This is a genomic window from Vibrio aphrogenes (genome assembly GCF_002157735.2).
In the GTDB taxonomy this organism is placed as follows: Bacteria; Pseudomonadota; Gammaproteobacteria; order Enterobacterales; family Vibrionaceae; genus Vibrio; species Vibrio aphrogenes.
This window is the reverse complement of sequence record NZ_AP018690.1, coordinates 455737-482273: the sequence shown is the minus strand read 5'-3', so window position 1 is coordinate 482273 and position 26537 is coordinate 455737. Positions and strand designations below refer to the sequence as shown.

Below are 26537 nucleotides of genomic sequence, written 5' to 3'. Positions count from 1 at the left end.
AAATATAGTCAGCAACGAGAAAGAGAGTTTGAATTGTAAACATGGTCACCGAATGGTCACAAAATCATTAAAAATATAGTAGTCGATTTGGTCACTGGAATAATTATTCAATATAGAAACGTAGGATAACAATAAAAATGAGTAGGGTGGAAATTTAGAAAGGTCACATGTTAGAAACAACAAAACCCGCATAAGTTGCGGGTTTTGTTAGGAATATGGTGCGTCCGAGTGAACTCGAATCACCGACCCCTACCATGTCAAGGTAGTACTCTAACCAACTGAGCTACGGACGCATAATTTGTTTTCAAATGAACTTACATTCAAATCATTTTGAAAATGGTGGGTCCGGGCGAACTCGAATCGCCGACCCCTACCATGTCAAGGTAGTACTCTAACCAACTGAGCTACGGACCCAATTTGCAAAATGACTTATGTCTTGAGAACGAGGAAGATATTACCCAGCGGTTTTAAAGGTTGCAAGCATAAATTGCATAGTTTTAGATTGTTTGCTGACTTTATGCGCTGAGTGTTGTTTTTTTGCACTTAAACTCGACTTGTTACCTTAAAAAATCCATCACAAAGTCGGCAATAGCGTCTAAGTCATTAATATTGAAATAAGGTAACTCAGTTTCTGGACAAGTATCTGCGGCAATTGCAATCACACTAGAGTCTTGAGTATAGAGCCACGGCTTATTAAGTTCAGAACGATGTAACTCAATTTTAGGAAATACAATATCTTTACAGCCTTCCACTAATATAAGGTCAAGTTCTGCAGTATTAAATTGACTCAATAAGGCTGCAAAGCTTGGTTCTTGTTTTGGTGTTTCACTAATAAAAGCAAAACGTTGTGGTGAGGCGATCAGCATTTGTTCTGCACCGGCTTTACGTAAGCGAAAACTGTCTTTTCCTGGAGTATCAATATCAAAATCGTGATGGGCATGTTTAAGCATTCCGACACGGATACCTCGCTGATTAAGCCGTGGTAGTAAGGCTTCAAGTAGGGTGGTTTTACCCGTGCCACTATAAGCTGCAAAGCCGAGAACCGGAATAGGAAATGGTGTCATGTTATTCCTCATTTAATGTCAGATTTGTACAGTGGTTGTAGCAAGATCTATGGTTGTAACAAGATCTATAGTTGTAACAAGGTCTCACAACGAATGATGCTGAAGATCTTCAGGTGTATTGAGGTTAATAAACATCTGAGGATATTTTTGAAAATCAACGTATTGAACTGCACAAGATTTAAAAAATAGCTGGATTTTACGATCGCCATTATTTAAAAATGCATCAAGTTTGGGCAACACATCACGACGATAAAGTGCAAATACGGGTTGGATATGCTGGCCATCAAAAGCGACCAGTATTTCGGCATCTTCGGGATCTTGTTGTAAAAATAGATCAACAAATTCAGCGGGTAAGTTTGGGCTATCACATGGGACAACGCCAACCCATTCGTAGTCTTTAGAATGCAATAATGCTGAATGAATACCCGCTAATGGCCCCATATATCCAGTTTTTTGATCTTGGAAAGTCGGGGCATATTGTTGATAGGCCTCAATGTTTCGATTAGCAATGATCATCAAGTTTGATATTTGAGGGCGGAGTGCCTTAACAATGTGCTCAATTAACGGTTTATCATGAAACTGAATTAACCCTTTATCTTGACCACCCATGCGGCGAGCTTGACCGCCAGCTAATATCACCCAAGTTACTTTTGCTTTATCTATCACAACTATCGACCTATATCTCAATTCTCTACACAAGTGTTTACCTAGCTTGAGGCAACAATGTTGCGTTATTTATTATAACGTTTGCAGCAAGGCTTCTGAAATATGCTCTAAGGAGTCGAGTTTATAATCGGCAATCACAAAACGTGCTTGTTCACGATGACTTGCCTCTGGAATCACAATCGTTTTCATTTGTGCTGATTTTGCTGCTAATAAACCTGTAAATGAGTCTTCTAAGGCAACACAATCAAGAGGAGAAACCCCTAACGCTTGCGCCGCATTTAAGTAGACTTCTGGGTGCGGTTTACCGTACGGTAAGCCTTCAGCAGATAACACGGCTTCAAAAACATCTTCTAATTCCAGCGCTTGTAAAACCGCTTGAATTAGAACCATTGGAGAGGAAGAGGCCAGCGCAATCTTCAGTCCCGATTGTTGGCAAATTTCTAAAGCTTGATATAAGCCTGGCATCATAGGTTTATGAGTTTTAACCAGTTCAATCACGCGTTCAAGGATCAGATCGCAGACTTGTTGACAGCTGTAATTTTCCCAAGGGGTTTGGCGGTAATACTGCTCTACAATTTGATCGATGCGAATCCCTGTGGTCGCAATTGTATCTTGCAAAGTGACTGACACATTGACCTTTGGAAATACTTCTAATTGAGCTTGTTGCCAAAAAGGTTCCGAGTCAATCATTAGACCATCCATATCAAATACAGCCGCTTTAATCATGTCATTTCTCTCTTATCAATATCAAATAGAGAGTGAGTCTAACATGAGCTAAAGCCAGTGCAATCAAATATGTAATTGATGTGTTTATCACTTTATTTTTGAGTCTTTTTCCTCGCAACAACGATGTGAATAAATCCATAAACGCCGCACAATCGTTTAGCTTAATCATTTTTATTGATGACTAAGAGCTTCCAATGGCATACGAGTTAAAACCTTCATTATCAATTTGCAGCAGTTTATGCTCTGTGACGTTATTGTCTAACGCGGTACAGGCTGAACCACTCTCTGAACCAGACCTCCACGCTAATTCATCTTTAAAGGTGATGCTAGCGAATGATTATCAAGACGGAATGTCATTAAAGCATTATTGGTATAGTGAAAAACTTGATGGGATTCGTGCTATTTGGACCGGAGAGCAATTGATCTCCAGAAATGGTCATCTTATTCAGGCTCCAAAATGGTTTACTGAAGCATTACCTAAGCAAGCATTAGATGGCGAGCTATGGGCAGGAAGAGGGCAATTTCATAAAGTACAGCAAACGGTGTTAGATGCAGTACCTCGCTCTGAAGATTGGAAATTAATACGGTTTATGGTGTTTGATAAACCACAATCAACCCTGACTTTTGAACAGCGGTACCAGCAATTAACAACACTACTTCAGTCACTTAATTCAAGCTTTGTCCAGCTTGTTACCCAACAGCCGTTAAACAATGAAACCGACCTTTATCGTTTATTAACCCAAGTTGAGCAACAGCAAGGCGAAGGTATTATGTTAAAAAATAAGCTTAGCCGCTATCAAGCTGGACGAAGCGATGACTTGATCAAAGTGAAATCCTACCAAGATTCAGAAGCCGTGGTCATTGGATACAAACCGGGCAATGGTAAGTACCAAGGAAAAGTGGGGTCATTGTTAGTCAAATGGCAGGATGAGCAAGTATTCTATATTGGCTCTGGCTTAAGTGATGAAGATAGAAACAATCCACCGCCATTAGGAGCTATTATTACGTTTCGCTATAACGGGTTAACTTATCAAGGCGTTCCCAGGTTTGCGCGTTTCAGTCATGAGCGAAAAGAGTAACCAATCAGAGCATAAAAAGGGCTCTTAATTTCAAGAGCCCTGAGTCTTCATTTTAAAATTTCGAGAAACTAACGCGTTGAAAAGTTTAGCTGAACATCATCATCTTGTTTATGCAGCCAGATCAATCGTTTCGTGAGTAACACTGCCGCCGTCGTTAAACCAAGAATGATACCGATCCAAAAGCCAGTAATCCCCATCGGTTTATCCGTCACCCATGCGGTCATGCCAAGAATATAACCAATAGGCATACCCACTCCCCAATAAGAAATCAAAGTCCGGCTAAAAATAGAGGTGGTATCTTTATAACCACGAAGGGCGCCTGCGCCAACCACTTGAAGAGCATCACTACATTGATAAATTGCCGCCATGACAAGTAAGTTAAGTGCAATCAATGTCACTTCTTGGTTGTCGGTATAAAGCGCAATAATAGAATCACGGAATATGATGGTCAGTAATGCAGTGATAATGGCAGTTCCAAAGGCAAATAATAGCCCCACATGAGTAGAAATTTTAGCTCCTTCAATGCTCTGCTCACCAAGTTGATGTCCGACTCGAATACTGACCGCCGCACCAATGCTCATCGGTAACATAAAAATTAATGATGAGAAGTTGATTGCGACTTGGTGAGCGGCTACCACCAATGGTCCTAAAGGTGCCACTAATAAAGCGACAACGGCAAATAGGGTAACCTCAAAAAATAATGCAGCCGCAATAGGAAAGCCTAATCGAAATAAGCGACGTAAAGAATGTAAGTTCGGCTTGTGAAATTCACTAAATATATGAATATTTTTAAAGCGGCGTGCGACTAAAACATAACCAAGCATGGATAAAAACATTACCCAATAAACGATGGCGGTTGCCACGCCACAACCAACGGCACCAAGTTCAGGCAAACCAAACTTGCCATAAACAAATATCCAGTTAAGTGGAATGTTCAGCGCCAGCCCTATAAAGCCTAAGATCATGGCAGGTTTAGTTAACGACAAACCATCCGATAAACTGCGTAGCGTTTGGAATAATAAAAATGCCGGGACCGCAAAAATCATAGCAAACATATAACCATTGGTTTTTGAAGCCATAACCGGTTCAATATGCATGATTTCAAGAATATGTCGGGTTTGTGATAATACCAAAACGATCGGGATCGCAACCAAAAAAGACAAGTAAAAGCCCTGTTGGATTTCATGTGCGATACGAACTTGTCGGCCTGAACCATTAAGTTGCGCCACCACAGGAACGAGCGCTAGTAACAGTCCGATACCAAATAAAATAGAAGGTAACCAAATACTAGAAGCAACGGCCACCGCGGCCATATCGGTTGCACTTACACCACCAGCCATCACGGTATCGATAAAGCCCATTCCTGTTTGAGCGATAGAGGCAAGTAATACAGGGGTTGCAAGTTTAATAAGTGTTAAGCCTTCTTTACGATAACGATGCACATTACCTCCTAACTGCGTGAAAACTCGGAAAATTATTATATCCGGTTGTATACAATTAGCGACTTGTTTTTAACACTATTGAAATAAAAAGCTCCCATAGTCAGGGAGCTTTCAGTTGTCTTCTTTTGATAAGAACTTAAAAGGTAGGGTGGTCTTCAACACCAGCGGTAAGTAAGACTTTCGCATTGTCTACTTTTAGTTCTAAATGAATGGCATGATTACAAGAAGGACAATCATCATAAAATTCTTGGTTGCCTAATGTGGAATCTACCGTCATTCCTATTTGATGCCCACAATGGGGACACGACACTCTTTTTTCAGTATATTTTATCATTGCTTTCCTCATTACAACGTCCCAGTATCAAGCTAAATGAACAACAAAATAATCAGATCTAGACATTAAATCGACTTGTTGAATCTTTTTAAGGGTAATCATTAAAGTTAGTTTTTGGTTTAAAATAAGCAAGAACATTGAATTACCGCAAAATAATGTTCAAAAAAAGCCCAATACTATGATGTGACCTTGAAAAATTGAGTCTTTTTTTAATTATTGCTTTCAAGTGAATATTCTTTTCAAATAACCACTGTAATGTTAAGTACTTAGTTACATATAAATTTGATGAGTGTATAAAAATTCACTCAATGTTAATTAAGCTTATGAATTAACAATAATAAAATATTACGCGTCTTGGCTTAATACTTGAACCATATGGTAGCTTTCATCTAAAAACTCACCGCCGTATTGATTGCAATGACATAAAAGATAGTAAAGTTGATAAACGTGTTTTCTTTTTTGGTAGCCTACTTCTAAAGGGGTCACACTCTGATAACCCTCAAAGAAGCTATCGCCTAAATCACTAAACTTTTCAATAATGGCCAAATCACATTCAGGATCTCCCCAATAACTTGAAGGATCATAACAAACCGGCCCGTTAACCGAGAGGGCGTAATTATGACTACTTAAATTGCCATGCAATAAAGATGGTTTAGGGTTATGTGCACCGAGCCATTGTTTTACTTGTACCACAATTTGATCGATATCACCCAGTTCGATACCTTTTTCTTTTAGTAATTGCAATTGCCAACCAATACGGTGCTCGGAAAAGAAAATACCCCATTTTTTATGCCAAGCATTAGGTTGAAGGTTGAGGCCAACGTAGGTTTCAGCATCATAACCATATTCTTTTTGCTCTCCCCATTGATGAAGATGAGCCAATTGTTGGCCTAATACATATTTATCTTGATTTGACTCTACCGGTTTGGTGGGTAAAAAATTTAAGATTAGAAATGCTTTATCTTTTATCAAGCCAGAGGTGACAGGTTGTGGGACGGTTAAGGTACGGGTTTGTAATAACAAGGATAAATTTTCGATTTCCGATTCGAATTTATGAAGATATTCTCGATCGTTGATTTTGACAAAGTAACGCTGTTCTCCGTCAGAGATCATATAGCATTCGCTGCAATCGCCTCCGTGAATCACTTCTCGCTCTTGAATTAAAAACTCAAATGCCAGTACTTCAGATAGTTGTTGAGCAATACCATGCCACATAATGACCTCCAGTACCCAATGGTTATCAGTCTATGACATTATCTTAGTTGAAGTTTTAAAGCAGAGAGCTAAACCGCAAAAATAACCATCACTTTTTGTTTATTCAAGGGCATCCATACGACGAAATTGCCAAAATTTACTCGCCCAATAAGGATTATCTAAACGTGAAATAATAACGCCTTTCGAGGTGGAAGCATGGACAAATTGTTTATTACCGATATACATGCCCACATGACGTTGATTCCAACCGGTTTTAAAAAAAACTAAATCACCAAAAGCAGCTTTTGACTCTGGAATATAAATGCCTTGTTCACTTTGTAATTCTGTTGTTCGAGGTAAGTTGAGTTGGTAAATTGCCGCCATGGTGACTTGCATAAAAGCCGAACAATCAATACCTAATTTTGAGCTGCCACCAAATTGGTAGGGCACACCAGCCCAAGATTGATAAAGGTGATTAAATTCATTTTTTTGTGATGATGTAGCGGGTAATGGTGCTGTTGGTGGCGGTGAAGTCGAACAGCCTGAGAGCCCAAACACAGCGATACATAACAAGGAAATAACCTGCTTCATTGATACCTAACTATTTAAACGTTCATGTCTAACATTTATGTTGATGAATAATCATGCTAGTTGATTATCGTTAATGAGTAAATATTAAGCTTAGTTATCTAACGGTATGACATAAAATCGTCATAAAATGCATGAAAAATCAGCATACAGTTTCAATGTGGAAGTAAATCCATTATATATCACAGTTTGTGGAAGACCTTTGTGGATAATAACGGTATTTTTAACATTGACTATTTTGGGGAGAGTTTAAATGTTTTACGGATTTGATGTCGGAGGCACCAAAATTGAGTTTGGGGCATTCAATGAAAAATTGGAAAGGGTGGCAACTGAAAGATTACCAACGCCGGGTGAAGACTATCAAGCGTTACTTACAACTCTAGCCAGTTTAGTAAAAAAATACGATGAACAGTTTAATGTAAAAGGATTAGTTGGTCTTGGTATTCCTGGCATGGAAAGTGTGGATGATGGTTCGTTAATGACATCGAATGTCCCTGCAGCCAAAGGCAAGTTTTTACGTAAAGATTTAGAAGCATTGATTGATCGCCCGGTAAAAATAGCCAATGACGCGAATTGTTTTGCTTTATCTGAAGCTTGGGATGAAGAGCATCAAGGACAAGAAACGGTACTTGGTCTAATCCTTGGTACTGGTTTTGGTGGCGGCATTGTGGTTAACGGCCATGTGATCTCAGGGGGCAGTCACGTGGCTGGCGAATTAGGTCACATGCGTATGCCAGTAGATGCTTGGTTTTATCTCAATGAGAGTGCGGATAATAAATCTGCGCCGCTACTTGATTGCGGCTGCGATAGAAAAGGCTGTATTGATAACTACCTTTCTGGGCGCGGATTTGAGCTGCTTTACCACCATTACTATGATGAAAAAGTGAAAGCGGTCGATATCATTAAAAATTATCAAGCACAAGAACCAAAAGCGGTCGAGCACGTTAATCGTTTTATGGACTTTCTGGCGATTTGTTTGGGTAATATTTTTACGGCCTTGGACCCAAATGTAGTGGTGCTTGGTGGTGGGTTATCTAACTTTGATGCTATTTATGAAGAAATGCCAAAACGAATCCCACAGCATTTATTATCAGTAGGTAAAGTGCCTAAGATTTTAAAAGCAAAACATGGTGATTCTGGTGGGGTACGTGGTGCCGCCTTCTTAAACATTGCTTAAAATTGGTTATATAAATTAAAACGGCTTTATAAGTGCACTGAAGTGACTCCATAAAGCCGTCTTTTATTTTAATATTTGTTAAGCGATAGCAATGTGTATTACTTTTTCTTTTGACCGATTCCTATATTTTCTTTTGGCATTAATGTGATTTTGCCAAATCCTAATTTTCTAAAATGCGCATCTCGATAATTTCTAACCGTTTTGGTATCAGAAACCGCTTCAATCGCTTGTTCCATTTTTAAATATTCAGATAAATCGATGCCTTCTTGCGCGGCAACTGCTTCGTGAATAGTGTGGAAATCACGATAGCTAAACGCTAAGGTTTTTTCTTCATTTTTATAGGTATACAAAATTGTACGTGACATAACAGCCTCAAGCGTTTATTGCATTGTGGAACGAACCGCAATCATGGGTGGATTGATATTATGACGCTTAAATTCTTTCATTACACGTAAAGTAATATCGGTTTCGAAAAGTTTTTCATAAACCGTATCAACAACGTAAGCTTTACAGGTCAATTTTATCGCTAAATAATTGTCAGCGATTTCTTGATTCACCAACACGACGACGGGTTTCGGAAGATGAATATAGCGGCTAGATGATGCGGCCTCTTGAATTAAATCACGCGCGAGATTGATGTCTTGATCCATTCCAATATAAAAGGGGATGACACATTGCATATCCAAAGCCCCATAGTTACCGCTCATGGTGACTTCACTTAAGAATTTATTGTTTGGAATAGTGATAATGTCATCGGTTAAGGTTCGCATACGCACTGAGCGTAAACCAATAGTAATAATATCTCCGTAATTCCCCTCAAAAGTGACGCGGTCACCCACTTGAAAAGGACGGTCAATCATCACGGTTAACCCCGCAATGAAGGAGGCCGCCAAATCTTTTAAAGCAAAGCCGATGGATACCGCTAAAGTACCTCCGATCAAAGTAAGAATTTGATCGTTGATTCTAAAGCTCATCATAAAGACCACTATACCCGCGGTCATATACACCAAGAATTGGAAGAACGACTGCAACTTTTGCAATATCATCCGGTATTGCACGAATTGAGCACTGAAGGTTTCAACTAACTTATTGGTAAAGCGTAATAATACCCACGAACCAAAAATGATAACAAAAGAAAAGAACACGCCTCCCCAGCGGATAAGGCTAGTGAACTGTGTGATATTTTCTAAATGCTCGGCGGTCTCTTCCGTAGCAAACACAGAGGAAGAGCAGACCAATAAAAAAATAGAGAGTAATAATTTATTCATTCTATTTCACCAATAAATGCTGACGGTGTAATGCGTTGGTAATAAAGCGATACCAATGGTCTGAAATGCGGGCTTTATCTCCCGACCATTCAATGTAGTCACGACTTTCGAAATAACGTAACGTTCCGATAACTTCCGGTATCGTTAACTGAGTACACTCCGATAGTTCCTCTGGGGTCGAAATTTCAAGTTGTACAATAGAGCGTAAAATCGCGAGCATAGGTTTCGGCATTTTTTCCAGTTCATCGGAGTGTGGCGCTTGGAATAAGCGTACCACCACTTTATCGGTTTGCTGATCTTTACGTAGTGATAAACGGAAGAAGCGCAATGCTACCGTAGGGTTGCCGTCTGCATAGTGCCAAAGAATACGATAAAAGCCTTGTTTTGCTCGTTCCTCTTCGGAAATATCATCTTGATCCCATTGTTTCGGTAGATTCAAGTCATCAAAAGACACCGGATTTTCAACGTTTTGATTTAATCGAGAGTCGAGTAATTGAGTAATTTGCGTCTCTGACCAACGTGGCAAAAATGTCACTAAGTCAAATAACAAACGTTCACCACGAGCGCGATCTACAAAACGCCAACTGGACTTTTCAATCGCCAATAAAACCCGATGGTTTTTCTTTGAGCGACGAAGTAGGTTGGCAAATTTCATTAAACCAGATAACCCACCCACCATAGGTTTAACTAGGCGTTGGGCATTATCTACGGCCAATAAATAACAGGTTTCACTTTTACGTAAGTGAGCGAGCACTTGAATGTCGGTTGACTCACGGCTCAAGCCGAGCTGTTCGGCAAACTCAGCGATAAGCTCAGGATAGCCAGAATTAGGGCAGTTTAAGTAAATAGGTTGGGCATTATTGACGCGATAAAGTAGCTGATTTAAAAGCGTGGTAGTGCCAATACCACGTTCACCTGACACCACACACATGGCAGGGCTATCAGCTAACACATAGCGTGATAACTGTTTGATTTCATCAGTAGAGTAACCGATTAATTCACTATCTTCATTACCTGGTAAGACATATTGATAAATGTCATCGCCTTTTAATTTCAGTAGATTGGAATTACTGCCGCCAGTATCACCTTGTTTAGCTACTTCGATACGGAATAAATACGCAAGAGCTTGGCTGAAGAAGGCATAGTTAGATAAGCTGGAAATGATCATGTGCTTGATATTACGAGACAACAACCAAAACGTCATGATGGCAGTTGAAATGGTCGAGAGACCAAAACTGTTCTTATGATTAACCGCCCAATGCGCCCAAACTGGCAGTTCTAAACTTTCATTATTTTCACTAAAGACATAACACTTCCATTTTCTTAACACAATAATAGTAATCACAATGAACCACAAAAACATTAAGCTAGACACCCAATGATAAATGGTACCTTCACCGACGGTCGTTTCAGTTATCTGCAGTAAAACTCCTGCACCGATCACACTCCACACATAATAACGAATAGTCGATAAACGGATGGCAACAATATCTTTAGAAGTACTACGGCTATTACGGTAAACAAATTCTAAAATAAACTTCACCGCAATGGAGCCACCTAATACCCACCAGGTGAAAATATCGAGAAACTTCACATGCTGTAGACTTTGTAAGTTTGATAAAATATCTAGCGATACCGTAATGGCAATCAGCCAAGCTATCGGTTTATTAGCTTTACTGATATACCAAATCATACGGATCCAAATAGGAGGCGGGGTCGTGGTTTCTAATTTAGTTTGGCGGAAATGCTTTACCATGTCTGGGCTATTACGCAGCCACCAAGTTAATATTAAGTACACTAAAAATAGCTTAACCACCATCGCGATAACCGGTACTGGTGAAATAGCTAAATCTTCAATGAATTGTTTAAAACTTTGAATTTGAAAATAAATTAGGAACTGAGCATTGAGCTGAGTAATGTGGATTTCATTTTTAAATTGGGTAACACCAAAAGGGCCAAATCCAGTCAACTTATTGTAAACGTGACTATCAACGAGTTTTAATAGATTTTGTTTCGAACGATTAAAACTATGTAGTGTTAAATAATACTCTTGAGTCGTCATCCAGTTTTGATCATTGTTATGATGGCGATAATCTTTAAGAGCTTGTTCAAATCCTTTGGTATTAGTGTCAATTTGATACAGCGTTGCTGACAGTAATTCATCTACTTTGGCATGATCGGCAGAGGTCATAAAAAGGGGGTCTGGCAACTGGGAAACTTGCTCTGCAATTCGTTGTGCGGCATCCGATACTTTGGGCTTCTTATCTTGATGAGATGGCTCCCATTCGGCATGAGCACTAAGAGAGAGAAGCAAAAAGATTGTTGTTATCAATGTTTGGTAAAATTTACCCATAGATTTCACTTATAAATAATTGATAGGCTTAAACTTTGCCTAAGATAATTGATTACCAGACAAAATCATAGCTTATAACTTGATAGATTGTCATTAATGATGAAAACAAATGCCTTTATGTGAAAGGAAAAATAAATTTCAAATCCACATCAATGTTTCGTATATCGATGTTTTTCTTCATGACAAAAGAAAGTAAATTAACAATTGCCCGCGATGGCTTTACACTAACACCTTACTCGTCTTGTTTATTAATCAGGGAATGACTATGTATTTTCCATATCAAAAAATTGTTGTCCTTACCGGGGCGGGAATTTCAGCAGAATCCGGCATCGCTACCTTTCGAGCTCAAGATGGCTTATGGGAAAATCATAGTATTGAAGATGTTGCGACCCCTGAAGGCTATGCTGCCAATCCAAAACGGGTACAAAATTTTTATAATCAACGGCGTAAAAGTTTGCAACATCCGACCATTTCACCAAACCCTGCACATCAAGCATTGGCTGAATTAGAAGCCAAGCTTGATGGAAGTTTAACGTTAATTACTCAAAATATTGATAATTTGCATGAAAGGGCAGGAAGTCACAATATTATTCACATGCATGGAGAACTATTAAAAATCCGTTGCCCTGAATCTAATCAGGTCTTCAACTGCGAGCATGACGTGAACGTACGAGATCTTTGCCATTGTTGCCAAATTCCTAACCCACTAAGGCCTCATGTTGTTTGGTTTGGTGAGATGCCACTGCAAATGGCCGAAATCTATGCGGCGATTGAAGAAGCCGATTTATTTATTTCAATTGGAACATCAGGGGTGGTGTATCCTGCTGCTGGTTTTGTTCATGACGCCAAAATGCATGGCGCGCATACTATCGAAATTAATCTCGAACCGAGTGCTGTTGAAAGTGAATTTGCAGAAAAGCGTTATGGTAACGCCAGTGTTGAAGTTCCCAAATTGGTCGCCGAACTTCTGAATCTACAAGAGTGATAGAACATTATAATCACAACCAAAAAAACGCCGAATATCGGCGTTTTTTTGGTTTAATCAATCAGTGAAAACTTAGTTCATGTCGACTTTTAACTTTTGGAAGTACTCTTCATAAAGAACGTTAGCATCACCCACATCATCTTGCCATTCACCAGAGTCTAATACTTTTTGAGGAGGGAAGACGTTATCGTCATTAGCAAAATCTTTTGGCAATAACGGATACGCGGTTTTCACTGGAGTTGGGTAACCAATGGTCATCGCAATTTTAGCGGCATTTTCAGGGCGTAATAAGAAATCAATCATCTTATACGCCGCTTCTGTATTTTTTGCTCCAGAAGGAATAGCAAGGCTGTCCATCCAGAAAATAGTACCTTTCTCCGGCCAAATGATATGAATAGGAGCCCCTTCTTGACGCGCCATGTAAGCGGAACCATTCCAAAGCATACCTAATGAGGTTTCACCTGCTAAATATGGGTTAGCAGGGAAGTCTGAATTGAAGACTAATACATTGGGCATGAGTTTTTTCAATTCTTCGTAGGCCGCTTTAATTTGTTTTGGATCAGTCGTATTACCTGAATAACCCAATTTAGTTAAAGCAATTTGGAATAACTCACGTGGATCATCCATCATCATCAATTGGCCGACCCATTTAGGATCCCATAAATCATCCCATTTGGTTATGGTCGACTTGTCCAACATATCCGTGTTGATACCAATACCTGTCGCCCCCCAAATATAAGGAATGGAATAATCATTACCTGGATCAAAAGGTTTATTCAAATAATTAGGGTCCAAGTCAGCAAAATGTGAAAGTTTGGATTTATCCAATTTCATCAACATGCCTTCTTTACGCATTTTAGATACAAAGTAAGTAGAAGGGACGACTAAGTCATAGCCTTGGCCTTGTGTTTTTAACTTTGCGTACATGGCTTCGTTAGATTCATAGGTTGAATAGATAACTTTAATGCCAGTTTCTTTGGTAAAGTCTTGTAAAACATCACTTGGGATATATTCAGACCAGTTATAAAAATAAAGCTCTTTATCTTCAGCGTGAGCTAGACCTGTCGTAAATGACGCTGCAATGGCTGCACCGACAAGAAGCTTAGACCATGTCTTCATTGAGTTCTCCCAGAGTGAAATGGTTAGTATTTATAGATTTCGCAAGCACGTCAAAATGACGATAAGCATTCATTTTAAAACAGAGAGAGTATAGTCATATAAATTGATTTTTAAAGCATTTAAGACCATTTTCTCGATATTTCCAATTTTTCTCGATATGTCCAATAATGAGCGATCAATAGATAAAAGCCTGTGATCAACACAGGCTTTTAGAATGCTCATCTTAAGCTTGATTTACTTTACTTTGTCTCGAGCTAAGGCTTGAGAAATCATCACTAGAATTAATGACACTACCAACATTACCGTGGCGAGTGCATTCACTTCTGGAGAAATCCCCACTTTTACCATTGAGTAAATTTTAAGCGGCAAAATTTCATAACTTGGCCCGGTAACAAACGAGCTGATAATTACATCATCAAGTGATAATGTGAAACTCAATAGCCAGCCCGCCGCAACAGCAGGTTTGGCTAAAGGAAGAATGATACGCTTTAAAATAATCCACTCATTTGCGCCGAGATCTTTCGCGGCCTCGAGCATTTTGACATCAAACCCTTTTAAGCGACTATACACCGTCACTACCACAAAAGGTAAGCAAAACGTAATGTGTGAAATCAATAAAGTGATTAACCCTAGTTCAAACCCAATCACTAAGAAGAGGGCAAGTAATGAGATGGCCATAACAATATCAGGAGACATCATTACTATAAATAACAAGCCATTTACCGCGCCTTTTCCTTTGAATTGATAGCGAAAGAGGGCAACTGCGGTCAAACTACCAATAATAGTAGCAGCCGTGGCAGAAAAAACCGCCACCGTAATGGAGTGACCCGCCGCTTGGATTAAACTGTCGTTATTGAGTAATTCACTGTACCATTTTGTGGTAAAGCCTCCCCATTTAATACCGAACTTACTCGCATTAAATGAGTTCACAATTAAAACAATGATTGGTAAATACAAAAACAAATACACAAGACTTAAAAAGCTAGACTTGGCAATGTTTCCACCATAAGACTTATTCATTAGTCCAATTCCACCTTCTTATTCAGTAGTTTACCCGCACGATAATAGGCATAAAGCATTAACGCCATCACCATAGTCAGTGCAATACTGGTTGCCGCACCAAATGGCCAATCACGCGCATTTAACACTTGGCTCTTAATCACATTACCAATCAACAAGTTCTTAGCACCGCCTAATAAGTCGGAAACATAGAACATTCCAAGGGCAGGAAGTAGAACCAGCAAGCAACCGCCAATGATGCCCGGCATGGTTAAAGGTAGAACCACACGTAATAAGGTTTGAATTTTATTCGCCCCTAAGTCACGAGCAGCTTCAATGTAGGTGCGGTCTAACTTCTCAATGGCTGAATACAAAGGCAAAATCATAAATGGCAGCAGAATATACACTAAGCCGATCATGACGGCAGTTTCAGTGTACATAATGCGAATAGGGTGCTCGATCAACCCAATAGCCATTAAGCTTTTATTGAGAATACCTTGCGTGCCTAACACGATCTTTAATCCATAAGTACGAATCAAAGAGTTCGTCCAAAATGGCACTATCACCATAAAGAGCATGAAAGGGCGCACTTTTTCAGGCATTTTTGCCACAATATAAGCAAAGGGATAACCAATGATTAAACATAGGCCTGTCGCTACAATCGCCATATAAAGAGAATGCAGCATAACCTTGGCATACAGTGGATCTACCAATCGGGCGTAATTGCTTAACGTGAATGTCATATCAATCAAATTGGCTTCATCACGAGTTAAAAAGCTCGTGATGATGATCATGACATTTGGGATAAAAACAAATAGCATCAGCCAAGAAACAATCAAGAGTACAATGCTATTTTGAAGATTTAATTTCTTCATTGCGTTTACTCAGCTTGTTTTAGCGATGGGCTAACTTCAACATCTTTTGGTAAAACCACTTCCCAGCTTTCTACCCAAGTTATTGAAACTTTCTGTCCAATGGAGTGATCGACATCAGGATCATCTTCATTGAAAAACTCACTGACCATGACACGCATGCCAGATTCTAGTGCCACGACAGAATCTAAAGTCATCCCTTTATAGGTCCGCTCTGTTACGTGCCCGACAATGCCAATATCTTCAGATTCTTTAATTTCTTCGATTCGAATATCTTCAGGGCGAAGAAGAACGTTAAGATGTTGGCCAGCCGTTACAGGGCCTTTGTAATAGATAGAGCATTCTACGCCATCAATATTTGCAGAAATAGTATTGTCATCATTACGTTTAATGACTTGTGCTTCGAAGGTGTTAATTTCACCGATAAAGCTAGCTACAAATAGGTTTTTAGGCTCTTCATAGATCTCACGAGGGGAGCCATCTTGCTCAATCACACCATCGCGCATCACGATAATACGATCGGACATTGAAAGGGCTTCTTCTTGATCGTGAGTAACAAAAATGAAGGTAATACCGAGTTTGCGTTGTAACTGTTTGAGTTCCAACTGCATTTGTTTACGAAGCTTGTAATCTAAAGCAGAGAGGGATTCATCAAGTAAAAGAACTTTCGGTTTGTTGACAACAGCGCGTGCAATCGCAATACGTTGTTGTTGACCGCCGGATAATTGATGAGGATTTCGTTGGGCCATGGTTTCAAGTCGAACCATTTTCAAAGCTTCATCGACACGTGTTACTATTTCAGCTTCAGGCACTTTTTGCATTCTAAGACCAAATGCCACATTTTCGTACACTGTCATGTGAGGAAAAAGCGCATAACTTTGGAAAACCGTGTTTACATGTCTTTTTTCTGGAGCTTGATCTGTCACATTCTCATCAGCAAGAAGAATTTCACCAGAGTCCACTGATTCAAATCCAGCAATCATCCTTAATACTGTTGTTTTACCACAGCCAGAAGGCCCTAAGATGGTTAGGAATTCGCCGTGATTTACCGTTAGATCCAGGTTATCAATTATCGATTTCCCATCGAAACTTTTACTGATACCGGTAAGTTGAATAACGGTTGAGTTGTGAGTCGGTTCAACTTTCAATTTCTGTATTTCCCCCAAGTAATAACCGCAATGTAAGACACAAAAATTTAAGGGAGGATCATAGTCGCCATTAAAGGAGATTCCTAGTATTTTTTGCCTTAAAACATCGTAATTATCATATATTAAGTTTTGATGTTCAAAAATAAATGCGTACAGGGTAACAAGAAAACCAGTTACATAATGAAATGGTTAAAAAAAGAGACAAACTCGCATATTGAAACCGCATGAGTATAATGGCCCAGAATTTATAGTGTAATTATCCTGAGTACCTATTTTATGAGTGATAATGTAGAAAAAGAATTTAATGTTGGAGGCAAGCTTGAAACGGCATTGTCTGGACAGTATGAACTAAAAGCCAGCAATATCATAAAAGAAGCGTGGCACTTGACCTTGAAGAACTTTTGGTCTTTCTCGCCAACTATTGTGGTGCTCATCTTATTGCAAGTGGCTATTTTTATCATCGCACTCAAAATGCAATTAGGTGATATTAGTGTTTTGTTTGCTTTATTCGATGGCAATGCAAGTGAACTGCAGTTACAAAGTGTCATTCAATCAGTGATGGTCGCCAATTTTAGCTACGAAATCGTTAGTGCTCCACTTTATGCTGGTGTCTGTTTAATGGCGATGAGTCATGCCACAGGTTTTAAAACGCGCACCAATCATTTGTTGAAAGGCTTTCACTTTACTATTCCTGTCATGCTCGTCACGTTGATGGGATTGGTTTTACAAGGATTGTCTGGACTGTTATTGCCTTTCTTATCCATGTATTTATCCATGGCCTTCAGTAATTCGGTCTTCTTGGTTTGTGAAAAACGCATCACTCCCATAAAAGCATTATTCTTATCACTACGTGCCATCAACAAAAAATTGTTGGTGGTGACCCCAATCTATTTATTGATTGTCGTCATGTTTGTTGCTGCGGCGCTGTTTTACGGGATTGGTTTTATCTTCGTCCTGCCTTTCTTTTTCCATGTGAAAGGTATCATCTATCGTGATATGTTTGGCATCCGCATGCGAGTGGTGAATTCAGCAGGCAATTCATCGGATGATAACAATAAGAACTCACAGGTATTTGACGCATGAAGAAAAAAATCATAATGACCGCTATCATTCTTGCATTTTGGGCCGTTTATTACTTCCAAAATCATTATGATAAAAGCACCCAACCGTCTGAAGACAAAGCCAAGGTGACGCAATCAAAGCCATCATCACCAGCTGCTCCGGATCTGAATACCAAAAAGCAAAACTTTTTTAATCAGTTACGCCCAGGTATGCAACAAGAAAACAAACGAGTCCAAGCCGAACGTAAAACCCTTTTAGCTCTGCAACAACAATTTAAGAGTAAAGGAGTCATTGGTTCAGTATCGAAAAAAATTCAGCAGCTTGCGCAACAATACAATGTTGATATTCCTGCCGAAGGGATTAATCAAGAGTGGCTGGATACCATGCTTAACCGCGTTAATGTGCTTCCTCAAGCGCTAGTCTTAACTCAAGCTGCCAATGAATCAGCTTGGGGTACATCGAGATTTGCCAAACAAGGTAATAACTTTTTCGGGCAATGGTGTTACGTAGAAGGCTGCGGTCTTGTTCCTTTAAAAAGGGTCGAAGGGGCAACTCATGAAGTGGCAAAATTTGATTCACCCCAAGATTCCATCCATGCCTATTTCATGAATGTTAACCGTAATGATGCTTATAAAGCCTTAAGAGATATTCGTGCGCAATTAGCCGCTAAAGGGCAAGATTTAAAATCACAAGAAACGGCAATTGCCTTGACCAATGGTTTATTAAGTTATTCGGAAAGGGGCCAAGATTATGTTGATGACCTACAAGCTATGATTAAACATAACAGTGATTATTGGACGGTAAAATGATCAAACGTTCTTCATTGATCTATTTAGGGCTCAGCGTCATTATTGGCCTTATGTTGATTAAGCCAGCATTGGCACAACAATATCGCTTTAACTATTCAAAGCTCTATACGCAGATGAAGAATAATCTTGAAGAAGGGCACCCTGACGTCAAAGTGGCCTTTTTCTTTCAAGAACATCAAAGTTCAACCATTTGCAGAATTGATAAAGCATGGATGGAAAAAGATAAACATTATGAAGCGTTAGCTATTCCGCCTTCACAAGAGCTGATTGTGCCACTTGATGATAACTTGCGCCAAGTGGGTCCATTGGTGTATGTCGATGCAGAACAAGGCAAAGTTTGTGATTTTTCGATGGTAGTGATGACAAAAGCGCCTTTATCGAAACAAGTGTCTTATCAACAAATCGAACATTTAATGCCACAAATGAGTAAGATGCTTGATGATCTTGGTGGCATGTTTTCAAGTTGGTTCTCACCTAAAGTGATAGGTCTAACACTTGAGTTTCAAGATCTCGAACAAGGTCTGCTCACAACAAGTAAGCATCAACAAATAGAGATTGTTGCTGGCAAAGCCCGCGTGAATTTAGCGAACCTAGAACCGGATGAGCTTGTGTATTTGCCTCAGCCAACTTTCCGAGTGTTACCTTTGCTGGACAAGTAACGACCAATAAATCATACCGAAAAGAAGATGATGATAAAAAGCCGAACCATCGATGATGTGTTCGGCTTTTATTCGTTTAATATTTAACCTCAGCTGAGGTTATTTAACTCAATGCTTATAGATTGGTGACATCCAATTGTAAGCTTGGGTCAAACTCAATCGCATCTGTGGATGTTTCCATTTGAGGCATTGGCTCTTTATCAAATCCAATATCTCCACCATTAATCACACCAGACTCACGATTAATTGATTTAAAATCAAAGAGTTCATAATCAGCTAAATGACTTGGCACGACATTTTGAACAGCTTTAAACATGGTTTCTATACGGCCAGGGAAACGTTTATCCCATTCATTCAGCATTTGCTTGATGTTTTGGCGTTGTAAATTAGGTTGAGAGCCGCATAAATTACATGGAATGATAGGGTAATCGCGTATGGCGGCATATTTGATGATGTCTTTTTCGCGGCAATACGCTAATGGACGAATCACCACATGTTCACCATTGTCTGACACCAATTTAGGTGGCATCGCTTTCATTTTCCCGCCATGGAACATATTTAAGAATAGGGTTTCCAAAATATCATCACGGTGGTGACCTAATGCAATTTTCGTCGCACCCAGTTCTTTTGCCGTGCGGTATAAGATCCCACGACGTAAACGAGAACATAAAGAACAGGTGGTTTTACCTTCAGGAATTTTATCTTGAACGATAGAATAAGTATCTTCTTCCACTATCTTATACTGAATGCCTAAAGACTCTAAATAAGCGGGTAGGATATGATCAGGAAAACCTGGTTGTTTTTGATCTAAATTGACGGCGATTAATTCAAAGCTGACAGGAGCACTCTTCTGTAAACTCATTAAAATATCCAGCATCGTAAAGCTGTCTTTACCACCAGATAAACACACCATGATACGGTCACCGTCTTCAATCATATTAAAATCAGCGATCGCTTGACCTGTATTACGACGAATGCGTTTTTGTAATTTATTGAAGTTATACTGCGCAGCTTTGTTCTGTGCTTGTTCAGATTGCTCCGTAGTCGTAGTCGGATTTGAGCTCATGATTATTACCTTATTGGCCAAAAGCGGGCCGGATATGTTGCTACCCCAATGGGTGTATAACAGTGCTTGATAAATAGAGGGCGTATCATACCGTCATATAGCAAAAGAGCAACACTCGAAAAGGTTGCTCTTTGATTAGGAATGGATAGAAGTTATCGATTAATTAGGCGCTAACGGGCTAATATAACCTTCTGGTTTTAACGCCAGTACATCACAATTAAGCTTATCGATAACGTTTTCAGCCGTATTACCAATAAAGACAGCCGAAAGACCTGTGCGTCCACTGGTGCCTAAAATCACTAGCCCAGCATCCAGTTCTTTTGCGGTTTTAGGGATAACATCTTCCGGTAGTCCTTCATCGACATAAGTGTGCTCTTCATCAATACTGTATTTTTGACGTAAGGCTTTCATCGCCGTTAAATGAAACCCTCTGACAGCATCGGTATAAGAGGTCGGGTCAAACTCGGGAAGTTCTACTGTAATATTCGCAGGTGTGACAGGATAGGCATTCACTAAATACAATTCTGCATTGAGGGATTTAGAGAATTTCAAGCCTTGCTCTACCATAGAGTCATTAAGTGCTGTGTGAGTGGTATTTTCAGAACCAACATGCACCGACGCAATTATATTACCGTTAATTGGCCAATCTTGGTTTTTAACTAATAGAACCGGGCATGGGCATTTTCGTAATAAGTGCCAATCGGTTGGGGTGAAAAAGACAGATTCTAAAACATCATGCTTACGCGTGGCTTTTAATAGTAACCCATGGCCACCGGAGAAAACTTCCGAGATGATCGCTTCATAAGGACGATGATGCCAAACCACTTTCACATCAAATTGAACACCTTCTGTTAAGTAAGGTTCAGCCACTTCACGCATCCACTCTTCACGCTGTTGAATAACCCCACGACGCATAGCATCTCTTTCTTCAGAAGAAAGCATGGAGGTCATATCATAAGAAAAATCATAGATGGAAAGAAAAAAAGTGATGGGGGTTGGGTTGGGAAGATTTCGTACAATTTGGAAGGCACGCGCTAGCGCCGATTGCTCCACATTATTGACATCAGCAACCACTAAAATACTTTTGTATGAGTCCATAGCAAGCTCTCCCTTTTTGAACTTATCTAAAACCATTTCAACAAGTTAACTATACTAAAAATAATACAATCCTAATCAATACAAGCTCACAAGTTGGACAAATTATCTTTAGCACTAACTTAACTTTAGCTGAAATTACGCCGAATTATTAGTGACCTAGACGGTATTTTACAAATAAAAAAGGCCGCTATTAGTAAGCGACCTATTAATCAGTAAAAAGTAAATAAGTGAAAGAGGTTACTCCTCAGAGAAGCCTGCCAGTTTTTGTAAAGCATCATGATCGGTAATCGTGATGTATTTTCCTTTTACACTTAAAATATCACTTTTTTGGAAACGACCTAATAGTCGACTGATGGTTTCAACGGTTAAACCTAAGTAGTTGCCAATATCACCACGAGTCATTGTAAGACGAAACTCTCTTGGTGAAAAACCACGTTGAGAAAAGCGAGTCGATAGGCTGTATAAGAACGCCGCTAAACGTTCTTCGGCATTCTTCTTCGATAACAATAAGATCATGTCTTGATCGCCTTTAATCTCATTACTCATTAAACGCATAATTTGTTGACGAAGCTTAGGCATTTGCCCTGACAGTTCATCTAAAGTTTCATAAGGGATCTCACAAACCATTGACGTTTCAAGTGCTTGTGCAAAACTTGGGTGAGCATTACCATTAATGGCATCAAATCCAATTAAATCACCTGCAAGATGAAAAGCGGTAATTTGTTCATCACCTTGTTCTGTAATGGTGTAACTTTTGATCGTACCAGAACGGATGGCATACAAAGATTTTAACTCATCACCAGCTTTAAAGATTTCTTGACCTTTCTGAACGGGTTTTTTGCGCTCAATGATTTCATCTAATTGATCTAATTCAGAATCATTTAGAGTAAACGGAATGCACAATTGGCTAATACTGCAGTCTTGACAATGAATTGCACAACCACCAGATTGGACACGTTTTGTTTTTGCGTTATCAGAAATCATAAAATACCGAGCAGTTTAAATTGATATACATCAAGATTTTAGCATCTCATACCACTAAAGGACAGCATAAAATTATTCAAGCCAACCGTTATATTACAGTAGTCTGACAACTCCTTGATACAATTGAAATAACGCATAAATCATCAACAATATGGCGCCAATTTGTTTAAAAACAGGTCGTTTGACAAGCGACTTAAACTGAGAGGTGCCAACTCCCACAAGTAACATTGCAGGTAATGTGCCAACCCCAAAGGCCAACATCACGAAAGCGCCATCTAAAGATGTGCCTGCAGCGGCAGACCAGGTCAACATAGAATACACTAAACCACAAGGTAACCAGCCCCAGATAAAGCCAAATGGGATGGCGTAAAGAGGGTGTTTCAGTGGGAGTAATTTTTGCCCAAACGGAGAAAGGTATCGCCAAATATGTTGCCCGGCTTTTTCAATGACCAATAAGCCTTGCCACCATTGACCTATATATAAAGCTAGAAGCAACATGAAGATGGCCGATATCAAACGTAACCAACTCAATGACGAATTAAAACCTGAATAGGTCGCGACAGAAGCAACCGAGCCACCGATCACCGCTCCCGCAAGCATATAAGTCAGTAGACGGCCAAGATTATAAAATACAGGAATAAACCACGCTTTTTTATTATTGGCTTGGCCTAGGTTCATTAATGACGCAATGCCACCACACATTCCCATACAATGGCCGGAACCTAAAAGACCAATCAAAAAAGCCGCTAACCAATCAGGATTCATCGCCACTCTCTGTTTTAGATTGAGCTTTTTTCACTTTCACTTCATCATTATCATCAAATAAGATGCTGTGTCCTTGACGATCTAGATCATCAAATTGATCGGTTTTAACGGCCCAAATGAAAACGAAAACGGCAATGCATACAAACATGATCGCAATAGGAATTAATAAATATAAGCTAGCCATTATTTGAGCAACCTTAGAGAATTTGTCACCACAATGATTGAACTGGCTGACATTCCTATCACCGCAAAGTAGGGAGCAATAAATCCCATGACGGCTAAAGGTAAGATCAAGGCGTTATAACCCAGCGCCCACGCAAGATTTTGGTGAATGATTTTACGTGTTTGTAATGCCAGAGTTCGAGCTTCCAACACTTTATCAAGTTTATCACCTAATAACACCATATCCGCCGACGCTTTAGCAATATCAGAACCACCACCCATTGCTACAGATAAGTGCGCACCAGCTAAGGTAGGCGCATCATTGATGCCATCACCAATCATTAGTGTGACAGTGTCACTATTTAACTGTTGTAAATACGCCAATTTATCTTGAGGTTTTAGTCCGGCTTGATAATGTTCAATTCCGAGACTACGACAAACACGCTCTGCATTTAAAGGCGAATCGCCAGTTAACACAGTGACTTTAATATTGGCTTTGGTTAAATGATGAATAAAATCACGACTTTCTTTTCGGATGGGATCGGAATATTCGAAACGTGCAATTAATTGATTGTCGCATGATAAATAAACCGAGGATGGGGCAGGCTCCGTTGCATCAGCATGATCAGTAACATAAGTCAGCGTACCAATACGCCATGTTTGGGTTAAATATTCCCCAGACACCCCAGAACCAATAACATTGTTTACATTTTGCATCTTAATGTTCTGATGTTGGTGCTCTGCAAAAGCGTGAGCAATAGGGTGATTAGCATATTGCTCTAGAGCGGCTGCTATCTGTAATACCTCATTTGAAGAGTATTGCGCATCGAACAATTCAATGTCACTAATGGCAATATTTCCTTGAGTTAATGTCCCTGTTTTATCCAGTACAATATGATTCACTTTACATAAGGTTTCAAAAGCATGACCTTTACACAATAAGATGCCAAGTCCCCCTAATTTAGAGGTTGAGCAAGTGATTGCGGTGGGCGTTGCTAACGAAAGCGCACATGGACAAGTCGCGACTAATACCGATAACATAATCCAAAATGCTGATTCTGGTTGATATTGGAGCCAATACACCCAAGTTGCGGCAGCAATGACTAAAATAATAGCGACGAAGTATTTTGCAACATGATCCGCCACTTCCGCAATTTTAGGTTTAGACACCTGAGCTTCATCTTGTAAACGCACGATACTTGAAATGACCGTATCGGCTTTATGACATGCCACCTTTAATTCAAAGGATTCGCCAGAATTTATCGTTCCTGCATATACATAATCAGACACACCTTTTTCAACTGGCAGCGATTCACCGGTTAGCATCGATTCGTCAACTTGCGTATTGCCTAACACAATTTGGCCGTCAGCAGGGATATGCTCTCCAGGCAACACTCGTATGGTATCGCCAATGTTTAAGCTGCGAACTGGAACTTGTTCTCCTGTGACTTTGGTCGCCATCGCTGGCACCAATTTTAATAAATTAGCGCTGGCCGCAGCGGCTTTGCGGCGAGCACGCATTTCTAAGAAGCGCCCAACCAATAAGAAAAAGGTAAACATTGAGATGGATTCAAAGAAAACTTCACCCGTACCCGCGACAGTTGCCCATAAACTGGATAGATAAGCAAAAATGAGCGCGATAGAAACCGGGACATCCATTCCCAAGGTGCGAGCTTTGAGACTGCGCCAAGCATTAATATAAAAGGGCTGGGCAGAATAAAGCAAAACAGGAGTGGCGAAGATTAAACTAACCACACGTAAAAATTGTTTAAACTCTGGGTCAAGATCAGAAAAAACTTCAAAATATAGTGCCACCGCTAGCATCATTACTTGCATGGTAGCTAAGCCTGCTACCCCTAACCGATAGAGGTATTGCTTCATCATTTTATGATAGCTTTCTTCTTGTTGGTTGGGTTCAAAAGGGGCTGACTTATAACCAACTTGTTGAATCTGTTTAATTAGTTGGCTTAATTGAATTTGCGTATTATCCCAAACGACCTTGGCTCTTTGGGTCGTAATATTAACTTTAACTTGTTTAATGCCAGAGCAAGAGGCCAGTTGCTTTTCGATCAGCCAAGCACAAGCCGCGCAAGATACACCTTCAAGTGACAGTGTCACCTCACTTAATTCCTTATCATGACGCACAAACTCTCGTTGCACGTCTTCATTATCATAATGAATAAGTTTTTGGAGCTGCTCAGGAACTAAGTCTACTTTTTCTGCAGGCGCAGTACGGTATTGATAATAAGAAACTAGGCCACTTTCCACGATAGTTTGAGCAACCGATTGACAGCCAGGGCAACACATTGCACGAGATTGTCCAAGGATATCAACGTGAAAAACTGCATTAGTTGGAACTTCATCACCACAGTGATAACACGGATGTTCAGCCGATTTTTCCGACATCATTGCGCCTTAATTAATCAAGTAAAACAGTTGGAGTGTGGGTTGGGAAAGTCACTCGACCTTGAATTAACCATTCTTTGTTATGGGGTTCTACTTTAACGAACCATGGACCCTGTATAGGTTGTGGTAAATTAAATCGATAATTTCCATTCGCATCAGAGCTTAATGTGCGTGCAAAATCACGATCAGGAAGGGTTCTATGAGTAAACGTGATGGTTAAGGCGGGGTATAAAGATAGTTTGCCTTTATCTAAGCTGACGTTGATACCTTGTGGCGTAGAAACCACGCTCGCCTGCAACTTAAAGCCCTTTGCTACATGTATTTTCGATAAATCAACATTAATGCCTTTACCTTGCTTGTAATAATCTTCAGACACGAGATCGACGCTATTTTTAGTAAAAACACCTAATGTGACGAAACTGCCAATAACGGCACACATTGGGAGAAAAATTAAGAACCAAGGCCAAAACTGTTTATACCAAGGAGTTTGCATAGTCTTCTCACAAATAAAA

Annotated in this window: 26 protein-coding genes, 2 tRNA genes and 1 pseudogene; 6 read left to right on the top strand and 23 right to left on the bottom strand. The window is 39.7% G+C overall.

The window, feature by feature from the left end; genetic code table 11:
• Window positions 1–216: 216 nt before the first annotated feature.
• The 5 genes and pseudogenes from VCA1004_RS13410 to hxpB form a co-directional block, all read right to left on the bottom strand.
• Window positions 217–293: transfer RNA gene (locus tag VCA1004_RS13410), tRNA-Val, on the bottom strand.
• Window positions 294–337: 44 nt separating this feature from the next.
• Window positions 338–414 (bottom strand) — tRNA-Val (locus tag VCA1004_RS13405).
• 146 nt (window positions 415–560) lie between these two features.
• Window positions 561–1076, bottom strand: a pseudogene (gene mobB, locus VCA1004_RS13400) (molybdopterin-guanine dinucleotide biosynthesis protein B); the annotation flags it as partial.
• 72 nt (window positions 1077–1148) lie between these two features.
• Entirely contained in the window at window positions 1149–1730 is a 582-nt protein-coding gene (mobA, locus tag VCA1004_RS13395; protein WP_086980945.1) for a molybdenum cofactor guanylyltransferase MobA, read from the bottom strand.
• 72 nt (window positions 1731–1802) lie between these two features.
• On the bottom strand, window positions 1803–2456 hold the full coding sequence (gene hxpB / locus VCA1004_RS13390; RefSeq protein ID WP_086980944.1) for a hexitol phosphatase HxpB: 654 nt from the start codon (window positions 2454–2456) through the stop codon (window positions 1803–1805).
• 194 nt (window positions 2457–2650) lie between these two features.
• Between hxpB and VCA1004_RS13385 the strand changes: the two genes are divergently transcribed.
• Window positions 2651–3535 (top strand): DNA ligase, encoded by an 885-nt coding sequence (locus tag VCA1004_RS13385; protein ID WP_086980943.1) that lies wholly within the window; start codon window positions 2651–2653, stop codon window positions 3533–3535.
• A gap of 68 nt (window positions 3536–3603) precedes the next feature.
• Here VCA1004_RS13385 and VCA1004_RS13380 read toward each other — a convergent pair whose 3' ends face one another.
• The 4 genes from VCA1004_RS13380 to VCA1004_RS13365 all read right to left on the bottom strand — a co-directional run bounded on the left by VCA1004_RS13380 (window position 3604) and on the right by VCA1004_RS13365 (window position 7096).
• The gene (locus VCA1004_RS13380) at window positions 3604–4977 is read right to left on the bottom strand and encodes an MATE family efflux transporter (protein ID WP_086980942.1); all 1374 of its coding nucleotides are present in this window, start codon (window positions 4975–4977) and stop codon (window positions 3604–3606) included.
• Window positions 4978–5113: 136 nt separating this feature from the next.
• Window positions 5114–5311, bottom strand: coding sequence for a CPXCG motif-containing cysteine-rich protein (locus tag VCA1004_RS13375; RefSeq protein ID WP_086980941.1), 198 nt, complete (start codon window positions 5309–5311; stop codon window positions 5114–5116).
• Between the two features lie 345 nt (window positions 5312–5656).
• Window positions 5657–6526 (bottom strand): fructosamine kinase family protein, encoded by an 870-nt coding sequence (locus tag VCA1004_RS13370; protein WP_086980940.1) that lies wholly within the window; start codon window positions 6524–6526, stop codon window positions 5657–5659.
• 99 nt (window positions 6527–6625) lie between these two features.
• Window positions 6626–7096, bottom strand: coding sequence for an NlpC/P60 family protein (locus tag VCA1004_RS13365; protein WP_086980939.1), 471 nt, complete (start codon window positions 7094–7096; stop codon window positions 6626–6628).
• A 250-nt stretch (window positions 7097–7346) separates the two neighbouring features.
• On the opposite strand from VCA1004_RS13365, the gene nagK reads away from it, so the two are divergent.
• Window positions 7347–8270 (top strand): N-acetylglucosamine kinase, encoded by a 924-nt coding sequence (gene nagK, locus VCA1004_RS13360; protein WP_086980938.1) that lies wholly within the window; start codon window positions 7347–7349, stop codon window positions 8268–8270.
• A gap of 98 nt (window positions 8271–8368) precedes the next feature.
• On the opposite strand, the gene VCA1004_RS13355 is transcribed toward nagK, so the two are convergent.
• Genes VCA1004_RS13355 through VCA1004_RS13345 form a run of 3 tightly spaced genes read right to left on the bottom strand, consistent with a single transcriptional unit; the run spans window position 8369 to window position 11891 of the window.
• Window positions 8369–8635, bottom strand: coding sequence for a DUF2960 family protein (locus VCA1004_RS13355; protein WP_086980937.1), 267 nt, complete (start codon window positions 8633–8635; stop codon window positions 8369–8371).
• A gap of 15 nt (window positions 8636–8650) precedes the next feature.
• Window positions 8651–9538: a mechanosensitive ion channel family protein gene (locus VCA1004_RS13350; RefSeq protein WP_086980936.1), complete on the bottom strand. Its 888-nt coding sequence runs from the start codon at window positions 9536–9538 to the stop codon at window positions 8651–8653.
• A gap of 1 nt (window position 9539) precedes the next feature.
• A complete protein-coding gene (locus tag VCA1004_RS13345) occupies window positions 9540–11891 on the bottom strand; it encodes an ATP-binding protein (protein ID WP_086980935.1) in 2352 nt (783 codons plus the stop codon).
• Window positions 11892–12156: 265 nt separating this feature from the next.
• Here VCA1004_RS13345 and cobB point away from each other — a divergent pair, with 265 nt between their 5' ends.
• Entirely contained in the window at window positions 12157–12876 is a 720-nt protein-coding gene (cobB, locus tag VCA1004_RS13340) for a Sir2 family NAD+-dependent deacetylase (RefSeq protein WP_086980934.1), read from the top strand.
• Window positions 12877–12948: 72 nt separating this feature from the next.
• Here the strand turns inward: cobB and VCA1004_RS13335 are convergent, their stop codons facing one another.
• The 4 genes from VCA1004_RS13335 to potA form a co-directional block, all read right to left on the bottom strand.
• Window positions 12949–13995: an extracellular solute-binding protein gene (locus VCA1004_RS13335; protein ID WP_086980933.1), complete on the bottom strand. Its 1047-nt coding sequence runs from the start codon at window positions 13993–13995 to the stop codon at window positions 12949–12951.
• 234 nt (window positions 13996–14229) lie between these two features.
• The gene (potC, locus tag VCA1004_RS13330) at window positions 14230–15015 is read right to left on the bottom strand and encodes a spermidine/putrescine ABC transporter permease PotC (RefSeq protein WP_086980932.1); all 786 of its coding nucleotides are present in this window, start codon (window positions 15013–15015) and stop codon (window positions 14230–14232) included.
• A complete protein-coding gene (potB, locus tag VCA1004_RS13325; RefSeq protein WP_086980931.1) occupies window positions 15015–15869 on the bottom strand; it encodes a spermidine/putrescine ABC transporter permease PotB in 855 nt (284 codons plus the stop codon). Before potB ends, potC begins: the two co-directional genes overlap by 1 nt.
• Window positions 15870–15874: 5 nt before the next feature.
• Window positions 15875–17032 (bottom strand): spermidine/putrescine ABC transporter ATP-binding protein PotA, encoded by a 1158-nt coding sequence (gene potA, locus VCA1004_RS13320; protein ID WP_408646906.1) that lies wholly within the window; start codon window positions 17030–17032, stop codon window positions 15875–15877.
• Window positions 17033–17290: 258 nt separating this feature from the next.
• Here potA and VCA1004_RS13315 point away from each other — a divergent pair, with 258 nt between their 5' ends.
• From VCA1004_RS13315 to VCA1004_RS13305, 3 genes are read left to right on the top strand one after another with little or no spacing between them, the layout of a single operon-like run.
• Window positions 17291–18097 carry a DUF2189 domain-containing protein gene (locus tag VCA1004_RS13315; protein WP_086980929.1) on the top strand — a complete coding sequence of 269 codons (807 nt, stop codon included), beginning with the start codon at window positions 17291–17293 and terminating at the stop codon, window positions 18095–18097.
• Window positions 18094–18885, top strand: a complete 792-nt coding sequence (locus tag VCA1004_RS13310; protein ID WP_086980928.1) for a glucosaminidase domain-containing protein — start codon at window positions 18094–18096, stop codon at window positions 18883–18885. Before VCA1004_RS13315 ends, VCA1004_RS13310 begins: the two co-directional genes overlap by 4 nt.
• The gene (locus VCA1004_RS13305; protein ID WP_179949595.1) at window positions 18885–19544 is read left to right on the top strand and encodes a DUF2987 domain-containing protein; all 660 of its coding nucleotides are present in this window, start codon (window positions 18885–18887) and stop codon (window positions 19542–19544) included. Before VCA1004_RS13310 ends, VCA1004_RS13305 begins: the two co-directional genes overlap by 1 nt.
• Before the next feature lie 115 nt (window positions 19545–19659).
• On the opposite strand, the gene ttcA is transcribed toward VCA1004_RS13305, so the two are convergent.
• From ttcA to VCA1004_RS13270, 7 genes are all read right to left on the bottom strand, one after another.
• Window positions 19660–20610, bottom strand: a complete 951-nt coding sequence (ttcA, locus tag VCA1004_RS13300) for a tRNA 2-thiocytidine(32) synthetase TtcA (RefSeq protein WP_086980926.1) — start codon at window positions 20608–20610, stop codon at window positions 19660–19662.
• A 159-nt stretch (window positions 20611–20769) separates the two neighbouring features.
• Window positions 20770–21708: a universal stress protein UspE gene (gene uspE, locus VCA1004_RS13295; RefSeq protein ID WP_086980925.1), complete on the bottom strand. Its 939-nt coding sequence runs from the start codon at window positions 21706–21708 to the stop codon at window positions 20770–20772.
• Between the two features lie 237 nt (window positions 21709–21945).
• The gene (locus VCA1004_RS13290; RefSeq protein ID WP_086980924.1) at window positions 21946–22692 is read right to left on the bottom strand and encodes an FNR family transcription factor; all 747 of its coding nucleotides are present in this window, start codon (window positions 22690–22692) and stop codon (window positions 21946–21948) included.
• A gap of 93 nt (window positions 22693–22785) precedes the next feature.
• On the bottom strand, window positions 22786–23457 hold the full coding sequence (locus VCA1004_RS13285; RefSeq protein ID WP_086980923.1) for a sulfite exporter TauE/SafE family protein: 672 nt from the start codon (window positions 23455–23457) through the stop codon (window positions 22786–22788).
• Window positions 23447–23641 (bottom strand): cbb3-type cytochrome oxidase assembly protein CcoS, encoded by a 195-nt coding sequence (gene ccoS / locus VCA1004_RS13280; RefSeq protein WP_086980922.1) that lies wholly within the window; start codon window positions 23639–23641, stop codon window positions 23447–23449. The genes VCA1004_RS13285 and ccoS overlap by 11 nt, the downstream gene beginning before the upstream one ends.
• Complete coding sequence (locus VCA1004_RS13275; protein WP_086980921.1) at window positions 23641–26025, bottom strand: heavy metal translocating P-type ATPase; 2385 nt, start codon at window positions 26023–26025, stop codon at window positions 23641–23643. The genes ccoS and VCA1004_RS13275 overlap by 1 nt, the downstream gene beginning before the upstream one ends.
• Before the next feature lie 13 nt (window positions 26026–26038).
• Window positions 26039–26518: a FixH family protein gene (locus tag VCA1004_RS13270; protein ID WP_086980920.1), complete on the bottom strand. Its 480-nt coding sequence runs from the start codon at window positions 26516–26518 to the stop codon at window positions 26039–26041.
• Window positions 26519–26537 lie beyond the last annotated feature (19 nt).

Excerpts from the sequence above, each read along its gene's own strand:
- hxpB (WP_086980944.1), bottom strand. The coding sequence starts at position 2,456 with ATGATTAAAGCGGCTGTATTTGATATGGATGGTCTAATGATTGACTCG.
- VCA1004_RS13385 (WP_086980943.1), top strand. The coding sequence starts at position 2,651 with ATGGCATACGAGTTAAAACCTTCATTATCAATTTGCAGCAGTTTATGC.
- VCA1004_RS13375 (WP_086980941.1), bottom strand. The coding sequence starts at position 5,311 with ATGATAAAATATACTGAAAAAAGAGTGTCGTGTCCCCATTGTGGGCAT.
- VCA1004_RS13370 (WP_086980940.1), bottom strand. The coding sequence starts at position 6,526 with ATGTGGCATGGTATTGCTCAACAACTATCTGAAGTACTGGCATTTGAG.
- VCA1004_RS13365 (WP_086980939.1), bottom strand. The coding sequence starts at position 7,096 with ATGAAGCAGGTTATTTCCTTGTTATGTATCGCTGTGTTTGGGCTCTCA.
- nagK (WP_086980938.1), top strand. The coding sequence starts at position 7,347 with ATGTTTTACGGATTTGATGTCGGAGGCACCAAAATTGAGTTTGGGGCA.
- VCA1004_RS13355 (WP_086980937.1), bottom strand. The coding sequence starts at position 8,635 with ATGTCACGTACAATTTTGTATACCTATAAAAATGAAGAAAAAACCTTA.
- VCA1004_RS13350 (WP_086980936.1), bottom strand. The coding sequence starts at position 9,538 with ATGAATAAATTATTACTCTCTATTTTTTTATTGGTCTGCTCTTCCTCT.
- VCA1004_RS13345 (WP_086980935.1), bottom strand. The coding sequence starts at position 11,891 with ATGGGTAAATTTTACCAAACATTGATAACAACAATCTTTTTGCTTCTC.
- cobB (WP_086980934.1), top strand. The coding sequence starts at position 12,157 with ATGTATTTTCCATATCAAAAAATTGTTGTCCTTACCGGGGCGGGAATT.
- VCA1004_RS13335 (WP_086980933.1), bottom strand. The coding sequence starts at position 13,995 with ATGAAGACATGGTCTAAGCTTCTTGTCGGTGCAGCCATTGCAGCGTCA.
- potC (WP_086980932.1), bottom strand. The coding sequence starts at position 15,015 with ATGAATAAGTCTTATGGTGGAAACATTGCCAAGTCTAGCTTTTTAAGT.
- potB (WP_086980931.1), bottom strand. The coding sequence starts at position 15,869 with ATGAAGAAATTAAATCTTCAAAATAGCATTGTACTCTTGATTGTTTCT.
- VCA1004_RS13315 (WP_086980929.1), top strand. The coding sequence starts at position 17,291 with ATGAGTGATAATGTAGAAAAAGAATTTAATGTTGGAGGCAAGCTTGAA.
- VCA1004_RS13310 (WP_086980928.1), top strand. The coding sequence starts at position 18,094 with ATGAAGAAAAAAATCATAATGACCGCTATCATTCTTGCATTTTGGGCC.
- ttcA (WP_086980926.1), bottom strand. The coding sequence starts at position 20,610 with ATGAGCTCAAATCCGACTACGACTACGGAGCAATCTGAACAAGCACAG.
- uspE (WP_086980925.1), bottom strand. The coding sequence starts at position 21,708 with ATGGACTCATACAAAAGTATTTTAGTGGTTGCTGATGTCAATAATGTG.
- VCA1004_RS13290 (WP_086980924.1), bottom strand. The coding sequence starts at position 22,692 with ATGATTTCTGATAACGCAAAAACAAAACGTGTCCAATCTGGTGGTTGT.
- VCA1004_RS13285 (WP_086980923.1), bottom strand. The coding sequence starts at position 23,457 with ATGAATCCTGATTGGTTAGCGGCTTTTTTGATTGGTCTTTTAGGTTCC.
- ccoS (WP_086980922.1), bottom strand. The coding sequence starts at position 23,641 with ATGGCTAGCTTATATTTATTAATTCCTATTGCGATCATGTTTGTATGC.
- VCA1004_RS13275 (WP_086980921.1), bottom strand. The coding sequence starts at position 26,025 with ATGTCGGAAAAATCGGCTGAACATCCGTGTTATCACTGTGGTGATGAA.
- VCA1004_RS13270 (WP_086980920.1), bottom strand. The coding sequence starts at position 26,518 with ATGCAAACTCCTTGGTATAAACAGTTTTGGCCTTGGTTCTTAATTTTT.